A 25,430-nucleotide genomic window follows, 5' to 3' on the forward strand; every position below is an offset into this window, starting at 1 on the left:
TAACGCCACCCTCCGCGAACGTTTTTCAGTGACTTGTGCGTAAGTCCTAAATTTATTACTTTCGGTTCTTCAGAAGAAGACTGAATTGATTGAACCACGAAGGAACGAAGGACACGAAGGAAGAAAAAATATATGAGCGCAAAACGTAAGTTTCGGTTAGGTGCATTTATTCAAGCTACTGGACATCATATTTCTGCATGGCGACATCCCAGTACACAAATAGATGCAGGTCTGAATTTTGAGCATTATAAAGAAATTACTCAAACTGCGGAACGTGGATTATTTGATGCAGTATTTCTAGCAGATAGTCCAGGAATTTGGGGTGGTTCTCCTGAAACTCAGATTCGTAACGGTAAAATTGCTCATTTTGAACCTGTGACGCTTTTTTCGGCTTTATCCTCCGTTACCAAAAACATCTCCCCGATTTTTTGAAAATTCATAACTTTTAGATTCTGAAATTGTTTGAGAAATCCGGGTAAATTGTCTTGTAACTTTTCTAAGGAAAATATGACTAAATATAGCAAATTGAAAAGCTCCCCCTCCGCCGCAGTTAGAGCCAATCTGGATTATCCTGTCATTGATACTGATGTTCACACTAATGATTTTACTCCTGCCCTTGAGGATTATATTGCTCACTACGGCGGTGTGAAGCTGGTAGATGAATTACGCAAGGCTGAATCTTCCCGTCTCAATTCCAAGAGTGAAGGTAAGGACTGGTATCAACAAACTCCAGAAGAACGTCAGAACAACCGCACAATTCGATCGCCTTGGTGGGCTAGAGTTACCCGTAATACCTTAGATTTGGCAACCTATACCCTCCCTGCACTCCTCTATGAACGTCAAGCGGAGCAAGGATCAGATTATTCTGTACTATTTCCTAATAATGCCTTAGCTGCGGCTGGTGCAAGTAAGGAGAATCGTCAATTATTGCAACGGGCGATTAATCACTATCATGCCGATATTTACCGTCAATATAGCGATCGCCTCACTGTGGTAGCTGGTATTCCCATGACTACCCCCCAAGAAGCGATTGAAGAGTTGGAGTTTGCAGTAAAAACACTGGGATTGAAAGTGGCAAATATCCCCGGTGGTGTCAGACGACCAATTAAAGCGATCGCAGATAAATACCCAGCCGATCAATTCCCCGAAGTTGGCAAATATGCCTCCTATATTGACTTTTTCGGTCTAGATAGTGAATACAACTATGATCCCTTCTGGGCTAAAGCCGTTGAATTAGGCGTACCTCTCACTACCCATTACGGTAGTCAAGGATGGACTGGACGCTCCTCCATTAGTAACTATATGAATAACCATATCGGTCACTTTGCCGATGGTTCACAAGCATTTGCGAAAGCCTTGTTCTTCGGTGGTGTAACTAGACGCTTCCCACAATTGCGTGTGGGGATGCTAGAGGGTGGTGCAGACTGGGGCGCTCACGTCTACATTCATTTAGTAGATCGTTTCTCCAAACGTAGTTTAGAAGGACTGCAAAACTACAACCCAGATTTAGCTAACCCCCATGAGTTGTTCGAGTTGTTTGCAGAATATGGTGGAGAAATTACTCAAGGACATTCCCTAACCAAAGAGGAATTAACTAAGAGTGTATTGGGAGCTTCCTTCAACCGTCATAGCCGTTCACCAGTGGGTAGTGAATTAGAGGATTTTGGTGCAGCAGGGATTCAATCAATTGAAGATATCCGCGATCGCTGGGTGAACAGTTTCTTCTTTGGTTCTGAATCTGATGATCGCACCATTGCAGCAGCATTCAACGATAAAGCCAACCCCTTGGGAGTCAAACTCAATGCTATCTACTCCTCAGATGTTGGTCACTGGGATGTACCCGATCTCACCGCACCTTTAGCGGAAAGCTGGGATTTGGTAAGAGAATGTGTGATTTCCGAAGCTGACTTCAAAGCTTATGTATTCGGCAATCCTCATAAATTCTACACTGAAGCTAACCCTGATTTCTTCAAGGGAACAGCAGTAGAATCCAAACTACCTAAGACTGAATCTCAATTGGTGGATAAGACATTGGTGAGTGTGTAAATGACTTTGTGAGGTTGTAGCCATAGAGACGTTATTAACCAAAATTTCAAACACAAACAAATCCCAATCAAGGAAAGGATTAAATGAGTAACCTCCCAGTGATTCTACAAGCGATCGCTCAGAAGCTTAGTTATGTATGCGATCGCTTATCAAAGCAGTAGCTAATCCTACAGAATTTTATAAGGGAAATGCCGAAAACCCTTGAAGATGTAGCTTCCTAAGTCAGCTACATCTGTGCTTTAGACAAGGGATGAAGGCTAGTTGCTTTCCTTTATCCTGCATTGACGTTAATCGCGTTGCTGTTCAATATATTTATTAACCGTTTCTGTGCATTAGCTGCCACCGTTAATCCCTGTCCTCCAGGAATGCTAGTGATTTCTGGAGGTACATTCAAGATGGGAGCGGATGATTCTGGTTTTTTGGAGGAGCAATCACCTGGAAGTATAACAGTTAGAGGAAAGGGGCGATCGCTGTTTCGGTTTTCCCTGACCCTGTGGGGGCGCGGAGAAGGATGTCTTGACGGTGGAGGAGTTTAGTAATGGCTTCTCGTTGAAAGTTGCGTGGGGGGAATGTGGTTAGGGTTTGGAAGTGTTCATCTATCATGAAATTATATCTATGCTGCAAAAACTTGATCAACTGTAATATTTAATTCTGGAAAAGTTGGGGAGATAATTATATCTGTACCTCTATAAGCATTTAATTGATAAACGCCTTGTTCATTGAGAATATATACAAAAATTGTTGGTTCTTTGGGATTACCTAAATAATTACGACTACCAATAGCTAAATAATCAACTATCCAATATTCAGAAATACCTAAACGTTGATATTCTTCTAATTTATCTATATAGTCATCTTCCCAATTTGTGGAAACTATTTCTACTGCTAATTGTAATGGTTCAATAAAGGCAGTGTAAGCGGATAAGTTAGCATCCCACAAATTTCTATCTACTAGGCTAACATCAGGAACACGACCTTGTTCTTTACCACTGGTTGTTAAAGTTCTAATGGAAATCCTTCCCGATACTCTGTAATTGAGATTCAGACGTTTAACCTCTAATTTAAAAGTATCAGCGATAAATTCTGCTAAGTTATCATGTTTTCTAGTTGCTTGTATCCGCATGATTTCTCCATTTACAAGTTCATAACGACCTTCTTCGGGAAAGTCGTAGTTGAGGAATTGATCAAAGGTAAGTCGGGTTTTAGTTAGAGTCATGGTTGTGGAATGGAGAAGTTATACTTTGCTAGGAAAGTGAGTAAGGATTCAGGTGAGGTTATAAGATCCCCGACTTCTTTGATTAATTGTATTCGGAAAGGATGAATCTATCTTAGAAGTCGGGGATCTGGAAATAAGTGCTATAGCTGAATACTTACGAAAGTGAACTAAGCAGCAGATAAAACTAAATTATTTAGTTGTAATTCAGATTGTTGAAATACAAAATTAACAGCACTGAATAATTTATCTAGTTCATAAATGGTAAATGGAGTCATATTTCTGGTAAATGTGCCATTTTCTAATTTACCAAATTGCCAAGTTGCACCATTAGAAACAATACCATAAATAATAATTTGATGTTCTCCATTTAATCTTTGAGCAGCAATCATTTCGGCTAAACATTGCGCCCATCCTGCTTCAAAATTGTCTTGTTTGGCTTCTACTAAAATAAAGTATGGTTGGTCAAAAACAACTTTACCTAATGGCGAACGTTTAGCTAAAATATATTCAGGAAATCCTGATAATTTTTCATCGTAGTTTAAAGATTGATGACTCCATAAAATAAAGTTTTTACGATATGTTTTCCAAACTTCTTTAAGAACGGGATAAATTAAGTTTTCGCAAATAGCAAATTCTGAGTTATCAACTACAGCATCCCGCATCATCAGTTCTAAATCTTCACGGAAATAGTCGGAAATATTAAAAGCAAGTTCGCTAATAAAATTGTCTTCTGTGTAGGTAATTTGAAATGTTTTGAGGACTTTACCAATGGTTTTAAAATTACTGAATGCCATTTTTCACCTCTTCTAAATTGATTGTATTTATGCAGTCTTACCCAGCAAATAGCTGTTTGGAAGTGCGATACTTCAAGTAATTATATTCATCCCACCTCCTCTTTTATTTGTGCATAACTATTTACAGCACTTCCCGATTTTAATCCCCTTGCGGGGAAGAGAGATGGGATAGGAATTAATGTAATTAATTATCCAGCATCTCACGGACTTTCGTCTTTACAGGGAATCAATCTTTTAAAAAGATTGGACTCCAATTCAGCATAAGACGATGGTTTGTTTCCGTCCCCTTGCGAGGAATTATAAATACAGATTATTTGATATTCTCTAAGATATCTTTTATCTGCTGTAACTTATCAAAAGACTTACTTACTTCTAATTTGTGTCCTTGGAAATAATCTATTGCACTACTATATTTTACACTCTCTAAATATCTAGCTTTTCGACTTGCACTTTCTAAATCTTGATAAAGTTTCTCCAATCTTCTGTTATCCAGTTTCTTAGCAATTTGACGAACATATCCCCGGCGAGAATCATGAGGAGATGGTGCTGGACATTGACTTGGTATATCATCTCCTTTTTTACAAGCATAATATTCTACCCAGTGCAATGCTGCATAAAAACACATAGTTACTGTCCAATCAGGATAAACAGTTTCAATATCACGTGCTGCATTTTCGTTGCTTTTAGCTTGCAGAAGGTAGCGTTCACAAGTCATGATTTATTGACGAAACGGAACTACAGTAAAGTTAGGAGAATTGCTTGACCACATTTTTGGTTTACTTACCTCCGTGTGTTCTTTTTTGTCAGAATCGGCTATTACTTCATCTCTAAGTAAATAAAATCTATCTACTATCTGAGGGCGAAAATACCATTCTTCAGTAGAATCATCTATTAATTTCCATTCATAGTCAATAACCAAATCCTGAATTTTCTCCCAGGTTTCATCTGATAATTCGCTGTTGTCTCTCAGCTTAATCTTAAAATCAATCCAATGAATATCAGGGAAACTTGTAGCTATTCCGATAACTCTTTCTGTCTCTTCTATTTTTTCAACCAGTTCTTCAACTAATCTTTGTATTTCAGCAGGAATCAAGTCCGAATTTTTTGGTTTATCAGAAGTAATCAAGTGTAAATGCGACGAATCATGTTTAACCCAAGTGGTTTGGGCTGACGAAGGATAACTCATACTTCTCCCCTTAAAAATTCATCTAATTTGTCTCTCAAAAATTCTGCTTGCTGTCGAGTAAATGCAAAATTTATCGGCTGTACAGTTGATGATTCTTGTTCATTTTCTGTAAATGGACTGTCCGAAAGCATCCCTGCTATCAATATTTGATGCTTTTCATCAATTGCTACACGAACGCCAGTAACAAATAACACTTTATTGTTTTCCTGCTTACTCATAATTTACTTTTAACCTCTACTTTATCTAAAAACTAGAGAGCTAATACTGTAGTTAAGACTAGATTTGCTCTCTCTTCAACTTTATGGTAGCCCTACTTTTTGTAGAGCTAAACCATTATCAAGCGGGCTTGTTATTAAACTACTTTAGTAAAGTAGGATTTGAAGCCAGAGAAACAGAGAAATCAGTAATAACCTTGAGTGTTAATTGGGATTGCGTAAAAGTTTTATAATTTTGTTGAAAAGATTCACAATGCGTCCATGCAGAATACGAGTCAAATCCTATTTTAAAGCCTAACCTTGATTTAGTCATAATCTAACCTGAAAAACTACACTTTGATTATAAGCAATTTTTCAGTTAATCTCATCAAATTTTACAAGATTTTAGGAAAAAATTCCCAATCAAATACACTTGATACTTTTAATACTTCCATCATCTTTAAGAGATACGATTTTCACCTTTACCGTCTGTCCTTCCTGAAGAACACTTGCCTTTTTCGGTTCTCTTTCAGTCAGCTTAATGATTCCTAATATTTCATAACTTACCCTGTTACCATTAATTTTGGTAACTTTCGCATCTATGATATCCCCTTCTTTAAACTCTTGAGATTCTGTAACTTTAGCAATTTCCGCTTGACGTGCTGACTCTACAACTACTGCTGTGGGAACGGTAATTTCCCCCATAGGGACACCAGAATTATTATAATATTTCATTAACCGCGATACCCAACCTAAGATTTGCAAAATAGTTGACGCATCACTGTTACTTTTGAAATATTGACTACAGGTAGCCTCTATATTGCGATAATATCCAGCGGTTTTACCACTATGTCCAATCATTTTTCCATCTCTAACTAAAGTTTTGAGATAGGTTAAAAATCTGGATGTAGCATCATTTTTATCAATTACTGTCCGTAAATATGCAACAGCTTTACTGACCTCGTTAGCATCTGTATCTTCTTTGACTAAAGTTTGGGCCATCGCATGAGCAATTTCCCACTGTTGATCTGTTAAGCTCATAATTTAGTACATTCCTGATGGTGCTGGTCTATCATTGGGATAACGTAAAATAGCTGCAAGTTGTTCTAATTGTTCTTTTTGAATTAACTTTGTTGAATGTGCAGCTTGAATTTTTTTTTGGATAAATTGCTGTAATTTATCTCCTGTTAAATCATCATTTTCACTCACTTGATAGGATGAATAACGCTGTTTTAAGTTTTGCGGTTGATTGATTTTATCAACATTTACTGTCATTGTTCCCATTCCAATTGGTTTACCACCACCAACCTTTAAAGCAATGGGATATTTTTTATCTTGTCCCAAAACAATTAATAATGTTCCTAATTCTTCGGGAAGTAAATTCTTAAAAGTTACTTGTGTTTTAAAAGTATATTCCTTTCCTGCTTGTTGGACAGAAATTCCGTCTTTTTGTCCTTTTTCAATAGCTTTGGACATATTATAATAAAACTTACGTCCAGCTAATTTACCTCGCTGATAATATGCGTCACAGTTGGGACGAGGAGCATATAAAGAAGGCATAAATCCTGTAGAAAAGCCAATTCTTTCACAATTAGCATCATTAAAGTCTAACAAACCTTGCCAATCTAATGCACCAAATACCCGACTAGCTGGACAAAGGTTTTCTTTATTTTTACAAGGTAAACGTTCAGCAGGAACTTTTTCTTTGTATTTAGAAGTAACTGCACCTAATGTGCTATTAGTAATTGCTTCATATACGGAACGAATACAACCTTTTAAAGAACTTCCTTGAATTGATAATTTAGCATCAACTCCCTGAATCATAGTTTTAAGGAGAGAAATTTTACTACCTATATCACTCCCTAAAACTACTGCACCTGTGGAAATATGCAATGATGTTTGGACTTTTAAAGTCAGGTAAATTGTCCCATGTAAACGATTTTGATCATATTTATGATGTCCAAAAGGACGTTGTAAATTAGGTCTTTCTTGAGGAAATGAAACAAAATCATAAGGCTTGGGATTTTCCGACGGAGATGAATTCTTTGGAGTAGGTCTGTTTGGTTGCGAATAAGTCATGTTTATTTCTCAACTGTGAGGGCTACAAAATGTACAGTTGCGGTTTTCTTGTCTAGAAAATACCGTTGGGCTAATTTGGGTTTATTTGGTTTATTACTTTCTTCTGTGATGAGACGAATATCTAAACTATCTGCATAAATGAATTTTTGGGGAAAGCGAGTTTCTTCGGGACGGTATCCATGAACAGGATAAGCATAAGATGGGAATTTTTTTTCATCATTCGGTTCTATTTCCCAAGTTTCAGCTAGTTTGGTAAAACCATGATGATTATCATCAATAGTTAGTAATAGAACTTCATAAGTATTTTGTCTTTTATGTTTCCATCTTAATTCAAATTGATGATTAAACATTTGCCCTTCTAACATGGGAAATTTATCAGGTAGGTTTTCTATGATTCCACTGACCTTATTAGTCCAACGGAGAAAATAATAGGTATTTTCTGTTTTTAATTTATCAATTAATCTCAATAAATCGGGAACTGATAAAGGTTTTTCTTGATAACCAACAAAAGGCTTCATTTTGTAACTCCTAATAATTGACTCCAAGACCTTACACTGCGCTCAAATAAATCATTAACTGTTCCTTCCTTCCAAGTTAGTTGCACACCAAAACCCAATTCCATTTCTTGGGCTGCAACTGGTGAATCTTGACGATCTTCTGATAGAAAACTATATAAATTTGCTTCATCCTTTGTTAGAAATTCACCAACTCCTAAAAGATGGGTATTTCGCCATTTTTTGTTAGTACCAAAGGCACAAATTTCTTTTTTATCTTCTGATAAAATACAACCAGGATATTGCACAACTGCTTGATTTAACTTAATCTCTACAGTACCCAAACCGCGAGATTTAGCAAAACCTAAGCCAAACCAACCATCATGTAAATCACGTAATACTAAACCAATTAAACCTAACTGTGCAAGAGTGAAGTTTTTTAAATGTAATTTCGTTTTAAATTCTCCCGCAGTGCAAACTTGATAATTAAATGGTCCAACAGCAACAGAACCAAATACTCTATCTATTGCAACGCCGTTTCTTTCTTCAGTTTTTACTACTTTAGAATTATCTGGATAAGCATCCTCTATTCTGATTCTACTTGCAATAGAAGTATTACCAAACATTTGATCTGTAAAGGAAGAAAGCTTATAAATATCACTAGACGATTTGATATTTTTCAAATAGTCGTATTTATCATTTAATGGATCATTAGCCCAAGGTAGGTTTTTAGTGTTAGGCTTTTCATCTCCTACTGTTCTGACAATCCGTTCAGTATGAGCGCGAATTGCACCTTTTAAACTGCTTCCTGGTAAATATATAGTATGTCCTCCAGCGTGATAGGTTTCCACAAATTCCATATCTGGCTTTGTAGGATCTGCTCCTTCTTTTCCAGATTTAATCAGAATTGGTCCATCGGGAATGATGGTTAAATCTATGGTGCAATGATTTACAAATTTTTTGTGCATAATGTTAGTTTAATCAGGTAAATTTAAACGGCAGCTAAAACTAAATTATTTAGCTGTGGTTTATAGCCCACCTCAGAATGAATTCTGAGGCTAATAACAGAAGTCGTCTAAAGACGACTATTCTTGACAAATTTAGTCCGTTTTAACGGACTTTAGCTATTAGCCCGGAACTTCAGTTCTGGGTGGGTGATTGGGTAAATGATCTCTTAAATAATTAATAAGTGCTTCAGTCCATTTTTGTTTGGATTGTTTACCGTCTTGATAGCTAGGTAACTTATCACCTATTTTACTATTAACTAATTCTTGTAAATAGGTTAATAATTTTCCAGGATCATTCTCAACATTAACCCAATCCATTTTTTCTATATCTAGTTTAACAACTCCTAAACCGCGAGAACGTCCACCACCAAGGGGAATTTGTTCTGTTTCAAATTGATGTAATCCCATCATCAATAGTCCCAGTTCCCAATCTTCTGCATTTTCCACTACTGCACGAAATTCAAATTGTGTTCCTGCTGGTACTACTTGAAAGTCATAAAGTTTACCGTCTGCTGCTGTTTCAGTGTCTCTATCTATTGATACTCCGTCTCTTTCTTGATATTGTCCAAACCAGGTGTCAGGTACTACGGTTAAATCGCGGACTTGAAATTTACTTGCTATCCAAGGTGAACCAAAAAGACGAGAGATTAAATCTGTTTTTTTGATGATTTCTTGAGTTAAAATCTGGTCGTTATCACAGGTATCTTTTAACTGTTTCATATCCTGAGATGTAATTGACCATTCACTTTCTATTGCTGGGTTAGCTGCAAAGCTATCATCAATACCTCTAAGGAAACTTTCAAGACGGGATCTTAATGCACCTTTAAAGCTAGAACCGGGGATTAATGGTTGTCCTAATGCGTCCTTGATGACGGGTAAATCTGTTCCAATAGGTTCAGTGGAACGTCCCGCACTAATTCTTAATGCGGTGATTGTTGTTAGTATTCCTGTGATTTCCAGGCGGTTTTTGAATGTGTCAAACATATAAATTTACCAGTTAATTATTAATTAATTAAGACGGAGACACCTAAATATATCCTCAACAGATATTTCCCATTCTGTTAGAGTATTTAATACAGGTAAAATATCTTGATTCTGCTTAACTTCTGGTAGTTGATTAGGTAAAAAAGTCATGATTAAGCGTTCTTGAGGATCAATAAGCCAGCCTAATTCTGTGCCATGCTTTAAACAGAACAAAATATTATTAATTACACGGGTTGAACTTTGTTCCGGTGATAAAATTTCAATTGTCCAATTTGGAGGAATTGTAAACTCATTCTGAATTTCACCGTTATCATCAAGAGGAATTAATTCCCAATTAAAAACACTGATATCTGGAACAATAGAACGACCTCCAAAGGTACAACGCAATTCTGTAAATGCACGAGCTATTTTTTTCGGTGTAGCTATTTGATTAATAGCAGGTGCTAAAAATGTTTGTACTGCGCTGTGTTTACCTTTAGGCATGGGTTTTTGGTAGATGTTACCATCAATATATTCACTAGCTGGTTTTGTTTCTGGTAGTTTCAGGAAGTCTATTAAGGAGATTAGGGTTGAGACGGGAGTATAAGTCATAGTTTTGGACTAAAATATTTAAAGTTGGAGTTATGGGTTATCGTTGACATAATCATGTTCACCAACATGACGCATACGTAAAAATTTTACTTTTTTCTGTGTAGAATCCTGAATTGTATCTACTACACAACTTACTCGCCAACCTTCATTTTTATTAAGATAAAAATGGTCAATTTCATTTTTTCTTAATCCACCTTCACACTTTTGGCTACCTTCGTATCTTCTGTATTTAAACTTCGGATCAATACGGCTGGTATCTCCATTAAATTTCAGCATAATTGCAGATATTTCTGAAAGTGCGGAATGTAACTCAAATTTTATTTTTTCATCAACAGTACGCCGTTCATAATCTTTATGAAAGGATTTTTCATAAATCAAGCGAGGAAATTCTATTAACTCCTGTGTAAAAAAATTATCCTTATCTCTATTCCAAAGCAAACGTCCCCAATTATTTAGAGTTGCTTCATCTCCAATTTTAGATATTAAGCTATCTGGCACACCTTTAAGTTCTGACAATTTGATATAAATATCTACAGATTTCGATGCCATCAGAGCAAATTGAGCAGGTTTAATAACAGAATAGTCAATTTTTATTGGTAATTTAGGTATTGTGATATAGTCTAAATTCCCTTCAAATATATAGATAATTTCAGCACCATATAACATTCCTATGGTGTTTGCGTAACCTTGCATAGCTTTAAAACCACCAGCAAGATTAAAATAAATATCATGGGTATTTTTATGTGCTAAAAATATTGTATCCCACCATTCTAAAAGCTCATCAATTCCGTATGAGAATCTGTCAGTGTTGTATGTAGAAAGTTTTTTTGGTTGTTGAATATGAGCGTTGATTCCTTCCTTTTGCAAAAATTCTTGGACAATTTGTGCAGTGATTTGACCTTGATAAGTATCTGTAGCAATTAACCAATGAATATCAGATTTACCCTGTTCAAGTTTTCTATCATATAAACCATAAATACCATTCAGTTCAGCACTTGCATCTCTAATTTGCTTACTATTTTTAGCATTGTATATTTTATCTTCTGCTCTATCTTTTAACTCCAGAATAATTTCTTTAGCTCTATTGCTAATTTCTTCCTCTGTATGATTTGCAGATGCTTGTATTTCTGCAAAGCATTCTTCTGAATCAGTAAAAACATCAATTTGATTAGTTAATAAACTTGTTCCTACTGTAGATACTACAAGTCTTGGCATAAATAACTCCTGAATAACTTAATTTTCGACTTCGTTTCTATAAACTAAATAACGTGCGCCATATCCTAAGTAACGACGAATTAACTCTATCCAAATAGGATTTAACTCATCAGCATCAAATTTATTTTGAATCTCTTTAGCGAGAGGCTTAATGTTGTCGTTAAAATCATTAATAATTCTGTTAGCCAAAGAATTTTCACCCCTCCCCCACTTTTTACCTCTTCCTACTTGATATAATAAAAAATTTTTAATTACTTCTACACTATCGGTAGTATCAGCAACACGGACTAAATTACGAAATTGAGATTCTTCTAAGCCTTCATAAATTGTTTGATTTAAAGCATTTTGAATCCAGATTACTAGATCATCTTCCTTCTGACGAATACCTTTTTGAATCTTCAGTTGTTTTTGTTGTTCTGAAAAATCACTCATACAGCATCCTCTCTCATTACTAAATGAAACTCATTACAAATTTCTACCTGTCCAAAACCTTCGCAAGTTCTTTCACCGACTCCTGTTAATTCTAAGTTAGCTAAAGCTGAATACCATTTTTCCGGGTGTGAGGTACTAAATAAGTAAACAGCACCTTTATTAGTTATTAATTCTACATCTTTCATTAACCCCCAAGCAGCATTCCAACCAGAACGATAGTCATAACTACTGTAAGCAGTATGAATTTCTAAAGATGAATCATCTACTCCTGTAAATTGTTGTAACATGGCTGGAGAAATTACCGTTGTGCGTTGCCAATTTTCCGTTAAAATTGTATCTGCTTGTAAATCTAACGTAAAATATGTTTTTTGCGGTAACTCTTTAATTGAATTACCAAAAATTGACCATTGTTCCCAACGTTTATCCAATTTAGAGTTAAATAATTCTATTTTTTCTTGAATATTATTTGTAAACTCTCCTATTTTAGCATTAATTTCTACTTTTCCTAAACCTCGTGAAGTTGAACCGCCAAGGCGGAAAGTTTGATGATTATTATTTATGAACTGATGTAACTTATCTCCTATATTTTCTAAATTGTCTGGGAATAAAATATATGATCTAAAAAATGAATGATTCTTATTGTTAGAACCAGATTCATTGATGACTTCAATACTGTATAGTATTTCCTCTTCAGATGTTGCTCTTCTGCGATTAATACCAACTTTTGTTAAAAGACGTTTACTTAATGAAGCATTATAATACATTCCATTTATTGTGCTATAAAACCCACTATATGGCTCAACTCGTTTTCCATCTTTTGGACAATTAGGATCATAAGCTAAACCATGATAATCTGAACAAAACCTGTCTATCAAGCTATCAAAAACACCATTATTATCAGTTGAATATTTACCATTTCTCTTTCTACAAAATCCTGGGTTATTTTTGGAACTTAAAGCGGTTGTAGGTAATAATTGTATTTTCTTGATGCTTTTTTGATTGAAAATACTACTCTTTTCAGCTACATTCGCAGGATAAGCATTTTGAAAAATAGCAGGTTCATCATCTAAAAACAAAGCCTGAAAATCACCCCCATTTTTACTTAAATCAATAAACTGTTGACCAGATTGTTTTAAAATCTCACCCGCAACCGCACCACGAATTACACTACCAGGAATATAATCTTCACATTCACTAATAGAACCTCCTGGTTTTTGTCGAGAAATTGCTAAAGGAGATAAAGCTTTAATCTGTAATTCTATTCTCTTCATTTTATCTCACCTTTTCCCATAAATTCCCAAATTTCTGTTAAATTCATATTTCTTAATTCATTCTCTAACTCTTCTAATTCCCAATGTAACCAACCTAAACCAGCAGACTTACTACCACCTAAAGCATATATTTGTTTTAAACCTATCAAAATTAAAACCTTTGTATAATCTGGTATTTCTGGTTTCCAACTTGGTTGAATATGTATTTTTCCCTGAAATTTAAGTTTTGCATTTGCTGGTGATGTTTCTAAAAAATAAAGTTTATTTTCTTCCCCAGTCCGACGACGACGGTTGATAGTTACTCCAGGACGAATAATTTCTGGTAGATTTTCTGGATCTTCTGTATAAATCAAATCGTCAAAAATTACTCTTGAAGGTAAAACTGGATCACCAAAAATCTGACTAATTAAGCAATGATATGTGTTGTCATATCTTGGTACTTCATATTCAGAACGTTGAAATTTATCTGGTGCGTTATCTCTTCTAATTACCATTCTTCCCGCGTTGGGAGATTCAGAAATTTCCCAATTTAAACTTCTTAGTATTTTCTCACATTCATGACGCACTTTTCCTTTAATTTGTGAACCAGGAACTAATAAATTATTTTCTGAATTACGGACAATAGTTTTATCTGCTAAAGAACCAGATGAACCTCCAGCACCTACACATAAAGCTGAGTCAATTATAGCAGTAATTGTGTAAGTTTTAATTTGCCTATTATTTTCTATTAATTCTTGAAGTTGTATCATAGTGTAGTTTCCTGTTCTAATTTCCCTGGATATTTAGTATCTGCAAATTCGATTAAACCAAATAAATCTACAAGTTCTCTCCAGATAGTTTCATATTTACTTTCTTCCTTTGAATCTTCTTTAATATCACACATCCAAGGTGCAATATTACCGTTGTTTGTTTTTGCAGGACACCATAAATCTTCAAAGTTTTCTTTAAGTAAATGTCCTTTATTTAACCGATGACGAAAATAATAATAATTTAAACTTGCTGTTCGTCTTCCTTGTGCTAAAAAACTCCGAATTTGATATAGTTGTGATTTGGGAAATTCTGCTTTTTGCAATGCTTGAATGGATTGAAAAAATCTATCTAACTCAGGCAATGTGTAAGGTGCAGCATACAATTTCAATTTAAGTTTATGAAAAGTTAAAGCTTTGTTGCGGAATTCTTCTATGCTTGAGGAAATCATGGTTACTGATTTCATTGTAAAGAAATCAACTGTACCTCCATAAAAACCCTTGTCTTTTAAGGATTTTGCATATTTTTTAGCAGATTTCATTAATTGTTCTGTCAAGTCTTCTGCATAATAAATTGGTGTATTATAAGCAGTCAGCAAGACACCGCTAGACATACTCAAACTACATTGTTTATGTTCTGGTATGTGTTCAGCAAAGCGATGAATCTTTTGAAGTTTAGATGGTTTTTCTTCTACTTCGTAATTACCTTGTATTTTTACTTCCGGTATTTCAATTTCACCCAAAAGTATTTTTTCAAAGTTTTCACCAATCATTTTAGCAATTTGTAAAGCTTTGTCAGCAGGGACTATTAATAAAATATCATCCCCACCAATGGTAATAATTTCAAAGGGATGAATTAAATCTCCATTTTTTAATCTTGATTTTGATTCATCAATTCCTTGTAATTTGCGTGGTTGTAAATTCTCAGCTAATGCTAGAAAAACTGCATATCTAGTTGCATTATCTACGTCCTTACTAAAATTTTGGTACTTTTGGGGAGTGCGGATTTTTTGAATTGCACCACCCATATTATTACCGTCTGCATAAATATAAGCAATATATCCATTACTTACTTTACCCAAATGTGTTAAAGATTCAGCTATTTTAACCTTTTCTAAATTAGAATTATCATTGTATTTTTGCTTCCTATTGTCATCGTTTTTTAAAAAGTTCTCAAATCTTTGTATCCAACTATCATTTATAGGGTTTTCTCCTTCTTCATACCAATTGGTTTCTTTAGATTCTCCTGTTTTTATTCTATCACTAAATTGACGCTTAATTGCAGAGGATTCAGAATAATATGGTTTTCCAGGAAGATCATTTGCTTGAGTAATTGCAGAACGTTTTTCTGTTTCGTCTCTCCTCAAATAAGGATGGGTTTCAAACATTGGTGGGTAACGACGAGTGGGACGATTTCTTATATCATTACCGCTACGACGTTGATTAAATAAAATTGCTAGTTTTGTAGTGATTTCATTAAAACTTTTACGGTTTTTAAAGTTCTCTTCTATGTTTGAATTTTCTTCAATTTTACCAAAGTATGATTCTACTATTTCATGATCATAACTTTCCTGATATTTCTCTAACCAAAATGTTTCTTCTATGTTATCTCTGAGTAAGCCAAATTTAATTTCTAATAATCTAAATGTTTCACTAACTGCACAGGAGTTAGCTGTTAATGTTCTAAATATGTAACGTTTTTCGATGATATTTGCTATGTCATCTATGAAAGCAGGAGGACAAAAAGCTAAAATATTACCACCGCAGAAATAAATTATTAATTCTGGTATTAGTGCTTCTAATAAATTTCTATCTGCTGTGTTACTTTCTAACCATTTTCTAACATCTTGATGATAAAATCTATATAGATTTGATTCTGTTGTTTTATTAAAAAAAGCTGGTAAATCAACTACGTTAATTTGATCTAAAAGTCCAGAAGCACCTCGAATATCAGGAAGTTTCTCAGATTCAAATACATAACTTTTAACTTTAGTTACTCCACCATAAACTAAACCAATTTTAGATTCCCACAAAATAGCGTATTTTTCAGTTAATTGCTTTAAATTATTTAAGGTTTTGGGAAATTTTTCTGGTTTATCTAATTTTTCTAACTCTCTCACTGCATTGACTAAAGAAGATACCGCTTCTGGTACTTCTCTCCCATTCCTTAAACCATCACACATTTCCTGCAAAACCTTAATATCAAACTGCGGTTTGCGTTCATTACCCCAAGCTAAACACCAAGCGATCGCAATACTAACAGAATTCATCTCTCTTAATTCTCCTAAAACTAACCCCACCAAAACCCCAGCCAAAGACCGAATCATCGGACGCACAGATACATCCTCCCCACGTTTTAAGCGATGCACATTTCCTCTAAGAATCGGCATTTCCTGGGAAATCACATCTTCCACACTGTAAAAGAATTAAAACATGACTCAAGTAATTTCTTCAAGCAAAAGTTCAATCAATCAAGTCTCCCAGCTTATATGCTGGATTGTGTGTGATGCAAATCACGTATTTACCCAGTTTCGGATCAAAAAAACCAATTGCTCCGTAAATATGGGCTAATTTATGTGCCAACACAAAAGCCACAGGGATAGAAACCGGTCCATTAATCCTCAGCAGTTGTCCTCCAGAGATTTCCCCCGACCGTGCCATTTGCTCTAACTTAGTGGCAGCATCTTTCACAATCTGGTCATTTTGGGCAGGTTCACCAAAGCTCAACCGTAAAATATCGTCTTTTAACTCAATGTTGTAAGTAGTCATTAGCTTTACTGATTCACTTACTATTACATCATACATGGCATTGGAAGCAGCCTATTCCAGATTAGTCTATGTTGGAACTATCCCCAAGTCCTAGTAAGTCTGAGCAAATTTTTTCTGATGTCCCCCAAGTAGAACTGTTGCAATGGTTAGCACGCGGTTCTCTCAAGCAAAATCTCCTCCGTGCTATTCGGTTGTGGGTGTGGTTACGTTCTTTATATGGAGAAGGTCAAGATCATGTATTTTTAGAGGATGGTTTTACCTTGGCAGATTGGAAAACCGCTTTCTTTGGTTCTACACACCCCAAAGGTGAAGCAATTCCCGATTTCCATGACCCTAACTGTCATTGTGCAAAAACTACTGCTGACTGGTTGTTTGATGCTAAAACTGGATTGAATCAGGAAATTTGGAAACACTCTTTTTGACACTCCTTAGACAAGGGATGAAGGCTAGAGGCAGGATTTATCCTGCATTGATTTTAATCCATATTCGTGATACAACTATATTGTCACTAAAGACGTAAAAAGCTACCGAGGGACTCTCGGAAAGTTACGCTTGTCAGATATGATTTCGCCCGCCAGGTCCAAGGAAATCAGGGCAAGAACCCAAATATTTAAGGCAGTGCCTGAAACTGGGATAACTGAGGGATATAGACTGAAACTCTCTATAGAATCTCCGCGTCTTTAGACCGGAGAGTGTCAAATAAAGACAAATTTGGCAGACCTAGAGCGGGGTCAAAAACCCTGGAGATTCGCCAAACAGCCAGAACCTTGACAACTAAATACTTTCAGCGTTTCATCAGTTTCAGTTGGCGCTTGACCTGAAGCCTGAAATAAGGTTTTTTGAGAGGTCCGCCAAAATCGTCTCTGGACTCCGCCCCCAGATTATGTTTCAGACGGCGGTGTTTCCGTATATCTAATCCCCGCAAGGGGACTGAAACATCTTCACTAAAACGGGGTTTTCCTGAAATAATGTAGTTTCCGTATATCTAATCCCCGCAAGGGGACTGAAACTTTCCTTTATCTAAAGGGTGACTCAGGAAGCGGTGTTTCCGTATATCTAATCCCCGCAAGGGGACTGAAACACTTGTACTATATTAAAAACAGAAAAAAGCAACCCGCCAAGTTTCCGTATATCTAATCCCCGCAAGGGGACTGAAACCAAAAACTATGGAGAAACTCAACAGCATCGCTTGTTAGTTTCCGTATATCTAATCCCCGCAAGGGGACTGAAACAACTTTACTATAATACTAGGTAGTCAATGCGTTGCGTAAGTTTCCGTATATCTAATCCCCGCAAGGGGACTGAAACATTCTTCATCTTTAATATTTTCAATTTCAGACTCTTTAAGTTTCCGTATATCTAATCCCCGCAAGGGGACTGAAACACAAATTCTTGCGCTAATTCTTGACGGGCATGAGGTTTCCGTATATCTAATCCCCGCAAGGGGACTGAAACAAGTTTCTGCAATTATTTTTAACATTGCTTCTGTCGTTTCCGTATATCTAATCCCCGCAAGGGGACTGAAACTTGGTGAGATTGTCTCAAGATATCATCAAAATAAACCGTTTCCGTATATCTAATCCCCGCAAGGGGACTGAAACTTATCCCGAATCATCGATGATTCGGGGCAAAATACAGTTTCCGTATATCTAATCCCCGCAAGGGGACTGAAACCTCTCTATGAAGCTTACTATGTATGCTTATACTGTTTCCGTATATCTAATCCCCGCAAGGGGACTGAAACATCACCAATTTCTCCCTAAGCGATCGCCAATTTCTCCCTAGTTTCCGTATATCTAATCCCCGCAAGGGGACTGAAACATAAAAATAATGATAAAATGGAATTAGTCCTAAGTTTCCGTATATCTAATCCCCGCAAGGGGACTGAAACTATAAACCGTTTTGATTCTAACATTAATTTTAATCTATCGTTTCCGTATATCTAATCCCCGCAAGGGGACTGAAACATTCCTCCTTTGCTGAGGGGACTAGTGACACTCGGAAGTTTCCGTATATCTAATCCCCGCAAGGGGACTGAAACGAAAACTCTGTCAGACTGGGTGACTCTCGCAACTAAGTTTCCGTATATCTAATCCCCGCAAGGGGACTGAAACTTTTCCCAATCGTCATCCTCCTCATGATCATCGCGTTTCCGTATATCTAATCCCCGCAAGGGGACTGAAACGCTTTTTGCGGCTCTTGGGATTGCTCCAAATTATCAAGTTTCCGTATATCTAATCCCCGCAAGGGGACTGAAACTAACCACCACCCAATTTCACCATATTTAGTTTTAGGTTTCCGTATATCTAATCCCCGCAAGGGGACTGAAACAATCACTCTTCTTTTTGCAGTATTCTACGGCTGCTGTTTCCGTATATCTAATCCCCGCAAGGGGACTGAAACAATACTCCTAACCAATTAAGAGCCTATCCATTACAACGTTTCCGTATATCTAATCCCCGCAAGGGGACTGAAACTTTTGTTTATTGAATAGGAGACAAATAAATGATCAGGGTTTCCGTATATCTAATCCCCGCAAGGGGACTGAAACAAATATCGTTTGTTTTTGTTTTTGGATATTTTACAAGTTTCCGTATATCTAATCCCCGCAAGGGGACTGAAACTAATCGCTTTATTAGGTGTTTTTGGTTTATTTTCAAGTTTCCGTATATCTAATCCCCGCAAGGGGACTGAAACTTCCAAAATATTCAGTTCATGCAAGACATCCAGCCTAGGTTTCCGTATATCTAATCCCCGCAAGGGGACTGAAACAGCACCTAATCTCACCCGTGCTGTTACGTTTTGAGTTTCCGTATATCTAATCCCCGCAAGGGGACTGAAACTGCCTAGAACAAAATCAAAGCTTGAGACAGCCACAGGTTTCCGTATATCTAATCCCCGCAAGGGGACTGAAACGTTACAATCACCCTATTTACTAATATTAATTAGGAGTAAAGTTTCCGTATATCTAATCCCCGCAAGGGGACTGAAACTTCTCTTAAAAAATCTATTTCTACGCTCTCTCTCGGTTTCCGTATATCTAATCCCCGCAAGGGGACTGAAACGATTGTCTACTTGCTTGATGATTGATAATAACAGGAGTTTCCGTATATCTAATCCCCGCAAGGGGACTGAAACCTGACTCAGAAGCCCCTACAAACTGCAATGGTTTAGTTTCCGTATATCTAATCCCCGCAAGGGGACTGAAACACATCTCAAGTATTCTTGCAAGTTCGTTCTGTGGTTTCCGTATATCTAATCCCCGCAAGGGGACTGAAACTTTTTCTGTAATACTTACACCACTCTCACAAGAGGTTTCCGTATATCTAATCCCCGCAAGGGGACTGAAACCTTGGTTATGCCTTGCCGAACTCTTGCGGCTGTAACGTTTCCGTATATCTAATCCCCGCAAGGGGACTGAAACATAAGAAGAGGTCAAAGCTGTTACAAGAGATTGAAGTTTCCGTATATCTAATCCCCGCAAGGGGACTGAAACTCGAATAACTGTAGTCGAATTGGGCATTTTAATTAAGTTTCCGTATATCTAATCCCCGCAAGGGGACTGAAACTTAAGACTTCCATTTCCGCACCGTAGGTATCGTTTGTTTCCGTATATCTAATCCCCGCAAGGGGACTGAAACGTAAATGTTTTCAAATATTCTGCTGTACCTTGCCTGCAAGTTTCCGTATATCTAATCCCCGCAAGGGGACTGAAACAAATAATAACTTATAGCCTGTTTCTGTGGAACTAAAATCAAGTTTCCGTATATCTAATCCCCGCAAGGGGACTGAAAGGTTGTAAAATGTAGATCATAAAAACCATATAGCATCAAAAAAAATGCCGGAATCAGCTACATCTAACAAACGTAAAAACCCATCAAAAAATACCCCTTTAATATGGGCAGATGATACCGAATTAGTTAGCTTAGTTTTTGACCTAGAAGTAACAGATTCCACTGCTCTATACTCGCAATATACCATTGGACTTCACGCTTGGTTTCTGGATCAGGTACGCCAAATTAACCCAGCGCTTTCAGCATATTTGCATGATGGTGAGTCAGAAAAAACCTTTAGTATTTCTGCACTAGAAGGTCAATTACTTCCCACAGGAAAAAAATTACAACTGCAAGCAAATCATATATATCGTTGGCAGATTAACGCCATTTCTCAACCAGTAGTTCAATTCTTGAGTGAGTGGTTAATACAACCGCCAACTACTTTAAAATTAAGAGATGTTTGCTTACAAATAAAACAGATAAGTATTGTTAATTTACCAACTACTTACAAAAAACTACTGCAATCATCTATAAACCATAGAAACATTAATCTGAGTTTTGTGTCCCCTACCAGTTTTCGCCGTAAAGGGCATCATTTTCCCCTTCCAGTTCCCTTCAATCTTTTCCATAGTTACCTCAGACGCTGGAATGATTTTTCAGGAATGCCCATAGAACAAGAAGCTTTTCTAGAATGGATAGATGAAAACGTCATCATTCACAAACACCACTTAGAATCAGTCAAAGTTGCAGCAGGTAAACTGGGTTCTGTCACTGGTTTTACAGGGGCAATTTCCCTGGGATTAACTAAAACTGCCTTAGATAACATTGAATTTACCCAATTATTTTATGCTTTAGTGCAACTTGCTCCCTACTGTGGAACAGGACACAAAACTACCTTTGGACTCGGACAAACCTGCTTGGACTGGGTAAACCCAGAATCAAATACATCTAGTGAAATTATCAATAACCTGCTACCAGAACGCATTGAGGAATTGACAGCAATATTCACAGCACAACGTAAACGGATAGGAGGAGAACGCACCGAAAAAATTGCTACAACTTGGGCAACGATTTTAGCACGCCGGGAAATGGGGGAATCATTACAGGTAATAGCTGAAGACTTGGAAGTACCTTACACCACAGCGAAAACCTATGTTAAATTAGCTCGTCGGATGCTTAAAGATATGCAATCCAAGGTTTAGCATTTTTGGCGTTGCTGATAGCCTGCGTGGCGTTCGCGGTAGCGTGCCGGAGGCATTAGCCATATTGAGGTATGAAATTCCCAAATTGAATCTTTAAAACTCTTACCTCAGTGCGTCTTTGCTACGGCAGTCGCTCATGGGGGAAACCCCCAAGACCGCGCTGCCTCGCCTTTGCGTGAGACTAAAATTCATACCCTTAATCAGCAACGCCTACAGTTCTTATCATAGAAGTAAAAATTGTCACTTTTTATAATAAATTTGCATTTGCTTGATTAAATGGCTTTATACTAAACAGTAATATTAATAGTCGTTAATATAACATAAATCGGCAGGTAGTTAAGAAGTATCCTTTCTACCTGGTTTACATTGCTAACTTTGCCAACACAGCGAAACGATGACAGATACCTTAACCCCCACCCCCGGCTCTATAGTCAGTTGTCGCAGTCGGCAATGGGTAGTGCTGCCAGATGAAAATCAAGACCTGATTCGTCTCCGTCCTCTCAGTGGTCACGAAGAGGAAATGGTAGGGATTTATCGGCAGTTAAATTTAGAAAACCTAGCCCCTGCAACCTTTCCCCTGCCTACTGCTGACAGTATTAAAGACCACACAGCAGCCGTGTTATTGATGGATGCAGCCCGACATCTGTTACGCAGTGGGGCGGGTCCTTTTCGCTGCTTGGGTCGCTTGTCATTGCGTCCTCGTCCTTATCAGCTAGTTCCCTTATTGATGGCACTGCGATTAGAAACAGTGAGATTATTGATTGCTGATGATGTGGGTATTGGTAAAACCATTGAAGCTGGTTTAATTGCCCGTGAGTTGTTAGATAGAGGCGAAGTGAGACGGATAGCGGTTTTATGTCCTCCTCACTTATGTGAGCAATGGCAGCAAGAATTAAGAGAAAAATTCCATATTGATGCGGTGGTGATCCGTTCGGGTACAGCTTCCAAGTTAGAACGGGCAATACCTAACGGTTCTCATGTATTTAGTTACTATCGCCACATAATTGTTAGCCTCGACTATGCTAAGGCAGAACGCCGTAAAGCTAGTTTTATTACCCACTGTCCAGATTTGGTCATTGTGGATGAAGCACATACTTGTACCCGTTCTAGCAGTAAGGGTACATCCCAACAGCAACGACATCAATTAATTCAGCAGATTGCCCAAAAACAAAACCGCCATTTATTATTACTTTCGGCTACTCCCCATAGTGGAATTGAAGAATCTTTCCTGTCATTGTTAGGGTTACTCCAGCCAGAGTTTGAAAATTTAACGTTGGACAAACTGACAGAACCAGAACGAGATAGATTAGCCAGTCATTTTATCCAACGACGACGGGCAGATGTGAAACTATGGTTAGGGAATGAAACGCCGTTTCCTGAACGCAAGTCAGACGAAGAACCCTACAAGTTATCCAAGGAATATAAACAGCTTTTTGAAGAAGTTTATAACTTTGCACGGGGTTTAGTCAAAACTACTACCGCAGAAATGAGTCATGCCCAACGCCGGGGACGTTATTGGTCAGCATTGGCATTAATTCGTTGTGTCATGTCTTCTCCGGCTGCGGCGATCGCCACCTTAAACCGTAACTTAACAAGCAAGGAGTCAGGGAATAAGGAGGAGTTGGAAATTACGAATTACGAATTACGTTCGCGTGGCGTAGCCATAGGAAATATTACGAATTACGAATTACGAATTACGAATTACGAATTAGATGAAGATTTGATGAGTTCCTATGTTTATGATCCCACAGACCAGGAACAAGCTGTAGATGCTGCTCCCACTGTGGTAATAGAACAGGGAAAGCAAAGTTATGGGGATGCAGATAAACGTAAACTGCGGACTTTTATCCAAGCTGCGGCAGAGTTACAGGGGAATAAGGATCAAAAGTTACAAACTTGTATTAATTATATTCAATCCCTACTGGCAAATAATTACAACCCGATTATCTGGTGTCGCTACATTGCTACAGCTAATTATGTGGCAAATGCCTTGAAACAGAAATTAGAAAAGAAAAGTGGGCAAATTCGGGTGATTGCCATTACTGGGGAACAGTCGGAAGATGAACGAGAAATTAGGCTGCAAGAATTAAAGTCCTATCCTCAAAGAGTGCTGGTTGCTACTGACTGTTTGAGTGAAGGAGTAAATTTACAGTCTCATTTTAGTGCGGTGATTCACTATGATTTACCTTGGAATCCTAACAGATTAGAACAACGAGAAGGACGCATTGACCGTTATGGACAGGTAGCAACCCAGGTAAAAAGTTGTTTACTCTATGGTCAGGATAATCCCGTAGATGGGGCGGTTTTAGAAGTTTTAATTCGTAAAGCGGTACAAATTCATAAAACTTTGGGAATTACTGTTCCTGTACCAATGGATAGCACGACTGTTTCTGAAGCGGTGTTTAAATCTTTATTTGATAAGAGTACAGACGCGCAGCAGTTGTCATTATTGGATTTATTAGATGAGGGAGAATCAGCCGTTGCACAGGTGCATAAACAATGGGATAAGGCTGTAGAACGGGAAAAAATCAGCCGGACTCGCTTTGCACAAAAGGCAATTAAACCCACAGAAGTAGAACAGGAATTGATGGAATCTGATCAAATTCTCGGTAGTGAAGAGGATGTATTCAGGTTTGTGAATAATGCTTGTGCAAAGTTAAATTGTGCCTTGATTGAGAAAAAACAAGGATGGTTATTACCGTCAATTCCTGATTTTTTAAAACCTACTTTAGGGACAGAAAAACGGTTAATTACTTTTACCACACCTGCACCGTTTGGGGTGGAATATGTGGGACGGAATCATCCTTTGGTGGAGGGTTTAGCGCGTCATATTTTAGAAGTAGCTTTGCTTAATTCTGAAAATGATTTAGTAGCTAGGTGCGGGTTTACAACTACGGATACTGTAACTAAACGAACGACTTTATTGTTGTTAAGATTGCGACATTTGTTGACACAAAAAGTTAGTAGTCGGGCTTTAGCTCAAGGTGGGGATACGCTCAAGCGTAATCATGAACTGTTAGGAGAAGAATGTGCTGTAGTGGGGTTTACCGGACCGCCCTCAAATCCGATGTGGTTAACACCGGAAGACGCAAAAGCATTGTTAGAACAAGCTAACCCGGTGGCTGATGCTCCCGCGGGACTGAAAAAACAGGAGGTAGAAGAGTTGTTGAATCGTTTAGATGAGTTGCAAACAGATTTAGAACTATTTGCCAAAGAGCGATCGCACTCCTTATCCCAATCCCATCAGCGTGTACGGGCAATTACCCAAGAGGGCAGAGTTCAAGTAATACCACAGTTACCAATGGATTTGTTGGGAGTGTATATCTTGCAACCGGGGGTAATTCGTAATTCGTAATTCGTAATTCGTAATTCGTAATTTGGAATTCGTAATTCGTAATTCGTAATTCGTAATTCGTAATTTGGAATTC

21 protein-coding genes, 2 pseudogenes and 1 CRISPR repeat array are annotated in these 25,430 nt (G+C 37.3%); of the genes and pseudogenes, 5 read left to right on the forward strand and 18 right to left on the reverse strand.

The genetic code is table 11. The features are described from left to right. Positions 1 to 132: 132 nt before the first annotated feature. Both CA730_RS22000 and CA730_RS22005 read left to right on the forward strand, forming a co-directional pair. Positions 133 to 417, forward strand: a pseudogene (locus CA730_RS22000) (nitrilotriacetate monooxygenase); the annotation flags it as partial. Positions 418 to 507: 90 nt separating this feature from the next. Further along, a complete protein-coding gene (locus CA730_RS22005; protein ID WP_096670563.1) occupies positions 508 to 2,046 on the forward strand; it encodes an amidohydrolase family protein in 1,539 nt (512 codons plus the stop codon). A gap of 450 nt (positions 2,047 to 2,496) precedes the next feature. Here the strand turns inward: CA730_RS22005 and CA730_RS22010 are convergent, their stop codons facing one another. From CA730_RS22010 to CA730_RS22100, 18 genes are all read right to left on the reverse strand, one after another. Beyond that, positions 2,497 to 2,649, reverse strand: coding sequence for a DEAD/DEAH box helicase family protein (locus CA730_RS22010; RefSeq protein ID WP_096670565.1), 153 nt, complete (start codon positions 2,647 to 2,649; stop codon positions 2,497 to 2,499). 10 nt (positions 2,650 to 2,659) lie between these two features. After that, a complete protein-coding gene (locus tag CA730_RS22015; RefSeq protein WP_096670567.1) occupies positions 2,660 to 3,262 on the reverse strand; it encodes a Uma2 family endonuclease in 603 nt (200 codons plus the stop codon). Between the two features lie 167 nt (positions 3,263 to 3,429). Continuing rightward, positions 3,430 to 4,056: a hypothetical protein gene (locus CA730_RS22020; RefSeq protein ID WP_096670569.1), complete on the reverse strand. Its 627-nt coding sequence runs from the start codon at positions 4,054 to 4,056 to the stop codon at positions 3,430 to 3,432. A gap of 310 nt (positions 4,057 to 4,366) precedes the next feature. Then, a complete protein-coding gene (locus CA730_RS22025) occupies positions 4,367 to 4,771 on the reverse strand; it encodes a hypothetical protein (protein ID WP_027404197.1) in 405 nt (134 codons plus the stop codon). A 3-nt stretch (positions 4,772 to 4,774) separates the two neighbouring features. Further along, on the reverse strand, positions 4,775 to 5,242 hold the full coding sequence (locus CA730_RS22030; protein WP_096670571.1) for a hypothetical protein: 468 nt from the start codon (positions 5,240 to 5,242) through the stop codon (positions 4,775 to 4,777). Next, positions 5,239 to 5,460: a hypothetical protein gene (locus CA730_RS22035; RefSeq protein ID WP_027404199.1), complete on the reverse strand. Its 222-nt coding sequence runs from the start codon at positions 5,458 to 5,460 to the stop codon at positions 5,239 to 5,241. Before CA730_RS22035 ends, CA730_RS22030 begins: the two co-directional genes overlap by 4 nt. Positions 5,461 to 5,859: 399 nt before the next feature. Then, positions 5,860 to 6,477 (reverse strand): hypothetical protein, encoded by a 618-nt coding sequence (locus CA730_RS22040; protein WP_035083226.1) that lies wholly within the window; start codon positions 6,475 to 6,477, stop codon positions 5,860 to 5,862. A 3-nt stretch (positions 6,478 to 6,480) separates the two neighbouring features. After that, positions 6,481 to 7,515: an RAMP superfamily CRISPR-associated protein gene (locus CA730_RS22045; protein WP_096670573.1), complete on the reverse strand. Its 1,035-nt coding sequence runs from the start codon at positions 7,513 to 7,515 to the stop codon at positions 6,481 to 6,483. Between the two features lie 2 nt (positions 7,516 to 7,517). Beyond that, on the reverse strand, positions 7,518 to 8,033 hold the full coding sequence (locus CA730_RS22050) for a hypothetical protein (RefSeq protein ID WP_096670575.1): 516 nt from the start codon (positions 8,031 to 8,033) through the stop codon (positions 7,518 to 7,520). After that, complete coding sequence (locus tag CA730_RS22055) at positions 8,030 to 8,977, reverse strand: RAMP superfamily CRISPR-associated protein (RefSeq protein WP_096670577.1); 948 nt, start codon at positions 8,975 to 8,977, stop codon at positions 8,030 to 8,032. The genes CA730_RS22050 and CA730_RS22055 overlap by 4 nt, the downstream gene beginning before the upstream one ends. Positions 8,978 to 9,136: 159 nt before the next feature. Then, positions 9,137 to 10,000, reverse strand: coding sequence for a type III CRISPR-associated RAMP protein Csx7 (csx7, locus tag CA730_RS22060; protein ID WP_096670579.1), 864 nt, complete (start codon positions 9,998 to 10,000; stop codon positions 9,137 to 9,139). Between the two features lie 24 nt (positions 10,001 to 10,024). Next, a complete protein-coding gene (locus tag CA730_RS22065; RefSeq protein ID WP_096670581.1) occupies positions 10,025 to 10,591 on the reverse strand; it encodes a Uma2 family endonuclease in 567 nt (188 codons plus the stop codon). Between the two features lie 30 nt (positions 10,592 to 10,621). Then, complete coding sequence (locus CA730_RS22070) at positions 10,622 to 11,806, reverse strand: putative CRISPR-associated protein (RefSeq protein WP_096670583.1); 1,185 nt, start codon at positions 11,804 to 11,806, stop codon at positions 10,622 to 10,624. 18 nt (positions 11,807 to 11,824) lie between these two features. After that, positions 11,825 to 12,238 (reverse strand): hypothetical protein, encoded by a 414-nt coding sequence (locus CA730_RS22075; RefSeq protein ID WP_096670585.1) that lies wholly within the window; start codon positions 12,236 to 12,238, stop codon positions 11,825 to 11,827. Beyond that, positions 12,235 to 13,509 carry a type III-D CRISPR-associated RAMP protein Csx10 gene (gene csx10 / locus CA730_RS22080; RefSeq protein ID WP_096670587.1) on the reverse strand — a complete coding sequence of 425 codons (1,275 nt, stop codon included), beginning with the start codon at positions 13,507 to 13,509 and terminating at the stop codon, positions 12,235 to 12,237. The genes CA730_RS22075 and csx10 overlap by 4 nt, the downstream gene beginning before the upstream one ends. Continuing rightward, on the reverse strand, positions 13,506 to 14,258 hold the full coding sequence (locus CA730_RS22085) for an RAMP superfamily CRISPR-associated protein (protein WP_096670589.1): 753 nt from the start codon (positions 14,256 to 14,258) through the stop codon (positions 13,506 to 13,508). The genes csx10 and CA730_RS22085 overlap by 4 nt, the downstream gene beginning before the upstream one ends. Beyond that, entirely contained in the window at positions 14,255 to 16,660 is a 2,406-nt protein-coding gene (cas10, locus tag CA730_RS22090) for a type III-B CRISPR-associated protein Cas10/Cmr2 (protein ID WP_231939909.1), read from the reverse strand. Before cas10 ends, CA730_RS22085 begins: the two co-directional genes overlap by 4 nt. A 58-nt stretch (positions 16,661 to 16,718) precedes the next feature. Continuing rightward, positions 16,719 to 17,024, reverse strand: coding sequence for a CRISPR-associated protein Csx3 (locus tag CA730_RS22100; RefSeq protein WP_096671732.1), 306 nt, complete (start codon positions 17,022 to 17,024; stop codon positions 16,719 to 16,721). Positions 17,025 to 17,092: 68 nt separating this feature from the next. Here CA730_RS22100 and CA730_RS22105 point away from each other — a divergent pair, with 68 nt between their 5' ends. From CA730_RS22105 to CA730_RS26515, 3 genes and pseudogenes are all read left to right on the forward strand, one after another. Further along, positions 17,093 to 17,446, forward strand: coding sequence for a hypothetical protein (locus CA730_RS22105; RefSeq protein ID WP_330221276.1), 354 nt, complete (start codon positions 17,093 to 17,095; stop codon positions 17,444 to 17,446). Between the two features lie 478 nt (positions 17,447 to 17,924). After that, a CRISPR array of direct repeats spans positions 17,925 to 20,819; the repeat unit is 37 nt; unit sequence GTTTCCGTATATCTAATCCCCGCAAGGGGACTGAAAC. Positions 20,820 to 20,862: 43 nt separating this feature from the next. Further along, the gene (gene cas6, locus CA730_RS22110) at positions 20,863 to 22,002 is read left to right on the forward strand and encodes a CRISPR-associated endoribonuclease Cas6 (RefSeq protein WP_096670591.1); all 1,140 of its coding nucleotides are present in this window, start codon (positions 20,863 to 20,865) and stop codon (positions 22,000 to 22,002) included. A gap of 727 nt (positions 22,003 to 22,729) precedes the next feature. Then, positions 22,730 to 24,229: pseudogene (locus tag CA730_RS26515) on the forward strand (helicase-related protein); the annotation flags it as partial. Positions 24,230 to 25,430: the final 1,201 nt, after the last annotated feature.

The sequence above is a fragment of the Dolichospermum compactum NIES-806 genome, from assembly GCF_002368115.1.
Classification (GTDB): Bacteria; Cyanobacteriota; Cyanobacteriia; order Cyanobacteriales; family Nostocaceae; genus Dolichospermum; species Dolichospermum compactum.

Bases quoted from the DNA above. Each gene is read 5' to 3' on its own strand.
- CA730_RS22005 (WP_096670563.1), top strand. From the start codon at position 508: ATGACTAAATATAGCAAATTGAAAAGCTCCCCCTCCGCCGCAGTTAGA.
- CA730_RS22010 (WP_096670565.1), bottom strand. From the start codon at position 2,649: ATGATAGATGAACACTTCCAAACCCTAACCACATTCCCCCCACGCAAC.
- CA730_RS22015 (WP_096670567.1), bottom strand. From the start codon at position 3,262: ATGACTCTAACTAAAACCCGACTTACCTTTGATCAATTCCTCAACTAC.
- CA730_RS22020 (WP_096670569.1), bottom strand. From the start codon at position 4,056: ATGGCATTCAGTAATTTTAAAACCATTGGTAAAGTCCTCAAAACATTT.
- CA730_RS22025 (WP_027404197.1), bottom strand. From the start codon at position 4,771: ATGACTTGTGAACGCTACCTTCTGCAAGCTAAAAGCAACGAAAATGCA.
- CA730_RS22030 (WP_096670571.1), bottom strand. From the start codon at position 5,242: ATGAGTTATCCTTCGTCAGCCCAAACCACTTGGGTTAAACATGATTCG.
- CA730_RS22035 (WP_027404199.1), bottom strand. From the start codon at position 5,460: ATGAGTAAGCAGGAAAACAATAAAGTGTTATTTGTTACTGGCGTTCGT.
- CA730_RS22040 (WP_035083226.1), bottom strand. From the start codon at position 6,477: ATGAGCTTAACAGATCAACAGTGGGAAATTGCTCATGCGATGGCCCAA.
- CA730_RS22045 (WP_096670573.1), bottom strand. From the start codon at position 7,515: ATGACTTATTCGCAACCAAACAGACCTACTCCAAAGAATTCATCTCCG.
- CA730_RS22050 (WP_096670575.1), bottom strand. From the start codon at position 8,033: ATGAAGCCTTTTGTTGGTTATCAAGAAAAACCTTTATCAGTTCCCGAT.
- CA730_RS22055 (WP_096670577.1), bottom strand. From the start codon at position 8,977: ATGCACAAAAAATTTGTAAATCATTGCACCATAGATTTAACCATCATT.
- csx7 (WP_096670579.1), bottom strand. From the start codon at position 10,000: ATGTTTGACACATTCAAAAACCGCCTGGAAATCACAGGAATACTAACA.
- CA730_RS22065 (WP_096670581.1), bottom strand. From the start codon at position 10,591: ATGACTTATACTCCCGTCTCAACCCTAATCTCCTTAATAGACTTCCTG.
- CA730_RS22070 (WP_096670583.1), bottom strand. From the start codon at position 11,806: ATGCCAAGACTTGTAGTATCTACAGTAGGAACAAGTTTATTAACTAAT.
- CA730_RS22075 (WP_096670585.1), bottom strand. From the start codon at position 12,238: ATGAGTGATTTTTCAGAACAACAAAAACAACTGAAGATTCAAAAAGGT.
- csx10 (WP_096670587.1), bottom strand. From the start codon at position 13,509: ATGAAGAGAATAGAATTACAGATTAAAGCTTTATCTCCTTTAGCAATT.
- CA730_RS22085 (WP_096670589.1), bottom strand. From the start codon at position 14,258: ATGATACAACTTCAAGAATTAATAGAAAATAATAGGCAAATTAAAACT.
- CA730_RS22100 (WP_096671732.1), bottom strand. From the start codon at position 17,024: ATGACTACTTACAACATTGAGTTAAAAGACGATATTTTACGGTTGAGC.
- CA730_RS22105 (WP_330221276.1), top strand. From the start codon at position 17,093: ATGTTGGAACTATCCCCAAGTCCTAGTAAGTCTGAGCAAATTTTTTCT.
- cas6 (WP_096670591.1), top strand. From the start codon at position 20,863: ATGCCGGAATCAGCTACATCTAACAAACGTAAAAACCCATCAAAAAAT.